The organism is Haliea sp., assembly GCF_040222615.1.
Lineage (GTDB): Bacteria > Pseudomonadota > Gammaproteobacteria > Pseudomonadales > Halieaceae > Haliea.
The window spans coordinates 1-5,785 of record NZ_JAVKCQ010000118.1; the positions used below are offsets into that span (position 1 = coordinate 1).

Here is a 5,785-nt window from a genome sequence, read left to right on the forward strand (position 1 = left end):
GGCCCCGCGCCCCCCGCCCCGGGCGCGGCCGGGGGCCGCGGCCCGGGCCGCCCGGCCCCCCGCAGCCGGCCTCCGCGATGCCATCGACTTCTGGCTGCAGCCGGAGCGGTTCTCCCCGGACCGGGGAGTCCCCGGCACCGAGCTCGCCACCCGCGCCCGGCGCGTGGCCGAGTGGCTGCTGGCGGCGCGCGAAGCCAGTACGGACCCGGCACAACAGACCCTGTACAACACCGCCATCAACCAGGCCCAGGAGCTGGTAAAAGCGATCGAGCGACTGGCGGCCCACGGCCGCGACCGGCTGACCCGGGACAATGTGCTGCGGCTGATCGAGGACGTTCGCGGCAGTGGCAGCGCGGTCACTGATCGCTGCGCCCAGACCGCAGCCGGGGTGCCTTGCGCCCTGGCCGCCAGCCACGCCGGCAGTTTTACGGCCCCGGTTGACCGGGTCCTGTGGTGGGACTGCCAGGCCTCGGACCGGGTGCAACGCTGGCCCTGGTCGCGTCAGGAGCGGGCGGCCCTGGCAGCCGCCGGCGTGATGCTGCACGACGATACGGCCCGACTGGACTGGCTGGCCCGGGCCTGGCAGCGGCCCCTGCTCAGCGCGCGCTCGCAATGCACTCTGGTGCTGCACCGCGATGCCGCGCAGCAGCACCCCCTGTGGGACCTCCTCCGCAGCCTGTGCGACGACCTGCCTATGCTCGCCGCCACGGACCCCGCCAGCGCAACCGCGCTGCAGCTTCCCCACCGCCCGCTTGCCGTTCGCGCCCTGCCGCCGCTGTCCCGCTGGTGGCAACTGCCCGCGACCACGGTGATCCCGGCGCGCGAGGCAGAGTCCTACTCCTCCCTGGACGCCTGGATTCACAGCCCCCACGAATGGTTGCTGCGCTACGGCGCCCGCATCCGACCGGGCGCTCTGGCCTCCGTCAGCGATGGCGCGACCCTGAAAGGCAACCTCGCCCACCGGCTACTGGAACTGTTCTTTCGGGCGCACCCCGCAATCCAGGACATTGTCGCCGGCAACATCCTTGGCTGGGTGGACAGGCATTGCTACCCGCTGCTGGAGCAGGAAGGGGCACTGCTGCTGGAGGCGGGCCGCCAGGCCGAGTGCGAGCGTTTCATCACCGTGGTGCAGGAAGCCCTGGTGGCGCTGGTGGACCACCTGCAGCAGGCCGGGGTAGTCGCCGTACACACGGAGCAGCTGCTGCAGGGTAGCTTCGCCGGCGGCAAGCTGACCGGGTCCATCGACCTGCTGGCGCTCACCGCGGACGGCCGCGAGGCCGTGGTCGACATCAAGTGGGGCGGGCGCAAGTACCGGCGCCAGTCCCTGCTCGATGGCAGTTTCCTGCAGCTTGCCGTCTACGCACAGCTGCGCCGGGCCGCCGGTGTGCGCGCCAAACCCTGCCTGAGCTATTTCATCGTCAGCGATGCCCATATGCTGAGCCTGAACCATACGTTCTTCCCCAACGCCGATATCCTGGCACCCCCGGAGGATGCGACGCCGGAACTCTACTGGCGCCGGTTCGAGGCCACCTGGCACTGGCGCAAGGCCCAGTTTGACCGCGGCCTGATCGAGGTCACGGTCACCGGCACCGAGCCCGACGCCAACTCCAGTCCCGGCGAGGACGGGCTACCCATGCCCGCCACCAGTGATACTTTCAGTGACTACCGGGCCCTGACCGGCTGGGATGACAACGCGTGAGCGCCAATATCCGCTTTATCAGCGCCGGCGCCGGCAGTGGCAAGACCTTCCGCCTCACCGCGGAGCTGCGGGAGCGCCTGGCCGAGGGCCGGGTGGAGCCGGCCGGCGTGATTGCCACCACCTTCACCCGTCTCGCCGCCAGCGAGCTGCAGGAGCGGGTGCGCCGGGCCCTGCTTGAGACCGGCGCCCACAGCACCGCCATGCGCATGGAGCAGGCCCTCATCGGCACCGTCAACGGCGTTTGCGGCGAACTGCTGCGGCGGTTTGCCTTCGAAGCGGGCATGCCGCCGGAGCAACAGGTGATCGACGAGGCCCAGGGCAACGTCCTGTTCTACCAGGCCATGGAGCTGGCCCTGGCGGACGACCGGCCACGGCTGCGCAAGATGAACGCCCTGAGCCACCGGCTGCAGATCGTCGACCAGCGCAGCCGGCAGCAGCTGTGGCGCCAGGAGGTGAAGAAGATCGCCGACGCGGCCCGGGCCAACAACCAGTCCGCCGGCGACATCCGCGACCTCGGCGACGCCAGCGCCAGCGCCCTCCTCGCCCACTTCCCCGCGGCCACCCGGCGCGACCTGGGCGGCGAGTTGCTGGCGGCAGTCAATCACGCGCTGTCGCTGCTGGATACCGGGCTGGACAGCACCCGGGCCACCGCCGATTATCTGTCCCGTCTGCAACAGGCCCAGGCGGCGCTGATCAAGCGCAGCCTCACCTGGCCCGAATGGATCGGCCTGGCCAAGGGCAAGACCGGGGCGAAATCCCGCGCCATTGCCGAGCCGGTAAGCGCGGTCGCCGCGTGCTTCGAGCAGCACCCGCAACTGCAGGCGGACCTGGCCGAGTTCTGCCGCGAGGTGTTCCAGATCGCGGCCGCCAGCCTGGACACCTACCAGCAGCTGAAAACCCGCAAGGGGCTGATCGATTTCGTCGACCAGGAGCAGCGGCTCTACCAGCTCCTGGACCACCCGGAAGTGGCGGCGGTGCTGCGCGAAGAACTGCAGCTGCTGCTGGTGGACGAATTCCAGGACACCAGCCCCATCCAGCTGGCCCTGTTCCTGAAGCTGTCCGCGCTGGCGGACGAGGTGATCTGGGTCGGCGACATCAAACAGTCCATCTACGGCTTCCGCGGCGCAGACCCGGCCTTGATGGACGCAGTGGTCGCGCGGCTCAGCGAGCAGGGCTGTCTGCCCGAAGTGCTGCCCCGGTCCTGGCGCTCGACCCCGGAACTGGTGGCGTACAGCAACGCCCTGTTCGCACCCGCTTTTGCCGACACCCTGCCCGCCGAGCGGGTCACCCTCAGCCCCGCCCGCCCGGCACAAGAGACACCGCCGGAGCCCGCGGTGGAGTGCTGGCAGCTGGAGGGGCGCACCAGGGACGACCGTGCCGCGGCGCTGGCCGCGGGAGTACAGGGACTGCTGGACAGCCGGCGCCAGGTCTGCGACCCGGACAGCAGGCAACTGCGCGCCATCCAGTATCGCGATATCGCCATTCTCTGTCGCACCCACAGTAATCTCGCGGCCCTGGCGTCAGCGCTGGCCAGCGCCCGGCTGCCCATCCGCTACCAGCGCCACGGCTTGCTGGCGACGCCCGAGGGCTGCCTGGCCATGGCCTGCCTGCGGCGCCTGATTGACCCGGCGGACACGCTGGCTTCGGCGGAGATCATCAGCCTGACCGAGTGCAACAATCCCGAGCAGTGGCTGGGCGAGCGCCTGGCCTGGCTGGCGGAGCCGGAGGCGGCACCCCACCGCTGGCGCGAAAACCGCGAGGATGGCCCGCTGGCGGCGCTGGCCGCGGCCCGTGAGCGGCTGCGTTTCCTGACCCCGGTCGAGACCCTGCGCCTCGCGCTGGATACAGGGGCGGTCGCGCAAACCGCTTCTCGCTGGGGACCCACCCACCAGCGCAGCCAGCACCGGCTCAATAACCTGGCGGCGCTGCTGGGCCACGCCGAAGACTATCTGGAACAGTGTCGCGCCCAGCGCGAACCGGCCACCGCCACCGGCCTGGTACTGTGGCTGCAGGCGCTGGCGGACGCCGGGGAGGACAGCCAGGCCAGCGGCGGCGACGAGGACGCCATCCAGCTGGTCACCCACCACGGCGCCAAGGGCCTGGAGTGGCCGCTGGTGATCGCCATGGACCTGGCCAGTGAACTGAAACCGCGGCTGTGGGGCCTGACAGTGCTGCCCTCGCCGCAAGCGGTGAGCCTGGACGCGCCGCTCGCCGACCGCAGCCTGCGCTACTGGCCCGCGTTCTTCGGCAACAACAGCACCGGTATCGAGACCCTGGACACCATCGCCGCCAGTCCGGAGGGCCAGGCCGCCCTGGCCCGGGAAATCCAGGAGGCCAGGCGCCTGCTGTATGTGAGCCTGACCCGGCCCCGCGATGCCCTGGTCCTGACCCGCGAGGGCAGGACGATCGGCGGACCGTGGATGGACACCCTGAACGCCGACTGGATGCTGCCCACCGGCGAGCAACTGATACTGCCCGATGGCAACACCATCCCGACGCGCTGCCAGCTACTGGCGGCGGACAACCGGCTCCCGCCACCGCCCGCCTACCAGCCCCAGTGGCCCGCCACCCCGGCACCGGCGACGGACTTGCTGCCCCTGCGCCAGAGCCCCTCCGCCTTTGCGCCGCTGGCGGAGGCCACGATCGGCGAGGTGGTGATGCTCGGCGAGCGCCTGGCCATCACTGGCGACTTCGACCCGGCCACCCTGGGTTCCGCCCTGCACGCGGTGATTGCCTGCCGCCTGCTGGGCCACGCCGACACGCCGCGCATCCTCGCAGACTACGGAGTGACAGAGACCCTCCCCTGCGCTGCGGCCGAGCAGTGCTGCGACCGCCTGCTCGCGGCGATCAACGCGCGCTTCCGCCCCACCGCCCTGTATCCGGAGCACCCGGTCCGCTTCCGCAACCGCCGCGGCCAGATTGTCGACGGCTGGATCGACCTGTTGCTGGCGACCGAAGACGGCTACGTCGTTATCGACCACAAGGCGTCACCGCGGGCCCGCAGTGACTGGCAGCAAGTCGCGCTCGGGTATTCCGGCCAGCTCCAGGCCTATGCCGAGGGCGTCACCCGCGCCTCCGGCAAACCGGTGCTGGGAACCTGGATCCATTTCGGGGTGAGCGGGGGGCTGGTGGAAATATGCTGGCCGTGAAGCGTTTCGGGGACGCCCGCGTCGCGCTGCCGGCGCTGGTTGTCGTCAACCTCCTGCCACTGTGCGGGGTGCTGTTCTTCAACTGGTCCGTTTACGAAGTGCTGCTGTTGTACTGGTCCGAAAACATCATCATTGGTGTGTTCAACCTGGCCCGCTTCTGGACGCTGCTGCGCCGCCGGGGCGACTACAGCGTGCTGTTCCTGGGCCCGTTCTTCTGTGTCCACTACGGCGGGTTTGCCTTTGGCCACCTGATCTTCCTGCGCGCCTTGTTCGGCGCGGACAGCGGTGGCGGCGAGCTGTCCGGCATGTTCGCAGCCTCGTTCCTGGCGCTGCTGGCCAGCCACGGGATTTCCTACTTCGTCAACTTCATCGGTCGGCGCGAGTATGAACAGGTCACCACCCGCGAGCTTATGTCCGCGCCCTATGCCCGGGTGGCGGTCCTCCACCTGACCGTGCTGTTCGGCGGTTTCGCGGTAAACGCACTGGGACAGCCAGGGTATGCGCTGGCCATCCTGGTGCTGGTCAAGCTGGGTATGGATATTGTCGCCCACCGCCGCGAGCACCGGCGGCTGCAGGCCCAGGTGGCCAACGCCGCTTGACGCCCGGCGCAGGCATCGGGTCTACTCCGCGACACAAGTAATAAAACTATGGGGGTTAACAGGCATGAAAGACTTCAATATCGGGGAAATCATCGGCCTGCTGCTGCGGACCACACCGTTTCTGGTTTTCCGCTTCCTGATCTACTTCGGTATTACCCTGGGCTACGTGCTGGTGACCGGCGTCGGCGCGGGCACGGGGTACGGCATTGGCTCGATTGCCGGTGACAGCGCCACCGGCGGCATGTACGGCGGGATCATCGGCTTCGGCATCGCCGGCGCGATCATGTACTTCCTGCGCGAATACCTGCTCTACATGGTGAAGGCGGGGCATATCGCCG

At 69.5% G+C, this 5,785-nt stretch carries 4 protein-coding genes; all 4 read left to right on the plus strand.

Annotated features, from left to right (window positions below):
• Positions 1-1,699 (plus strand): PD-(D/E)XK nuclease family protein (locus tag RJQ10_RS09680; protein WP_350146019.1); only part of this gene is annotated, 1,699 nt, incomplete at its 5' end.
• A complete protein-coding gene (locus tag RJQ10_RS09685; RefSeq protein WP_350146021.1) occupies positions 1,696-4,848 on the plus strand; it encodes a UvrD-helicase domain-containing protein in 3,153 nt (1,050 codons plus the stop codon). The genes RJQ10_RS09680 and RJQ10_RS09685, both read left to right, overlap by 4 nt.
• Positions 4,836-5,447, plus strand: coding sequence for a DUF6498-containing protein (locus RJQ10_RS09690; protein WP_350146023.1), 612 nt, complete (start codon positions 4,836-4,838; stop codon positions 5,445-5,447). Before RJQ10_RS09685 ends, RJQ10_RS09690 begins: the two co-directional genes overlap by 13 nt.
• Positions 5,448-5,511: 64 nt before the next feature.
• A partial coding sequence (locus tag RJQ10_RS09695; protein WP_350146025.1) for a hypothetical protein occupies positions 5,512-5,785 on the plus strand: 274 nt, incomplete at its 3' end.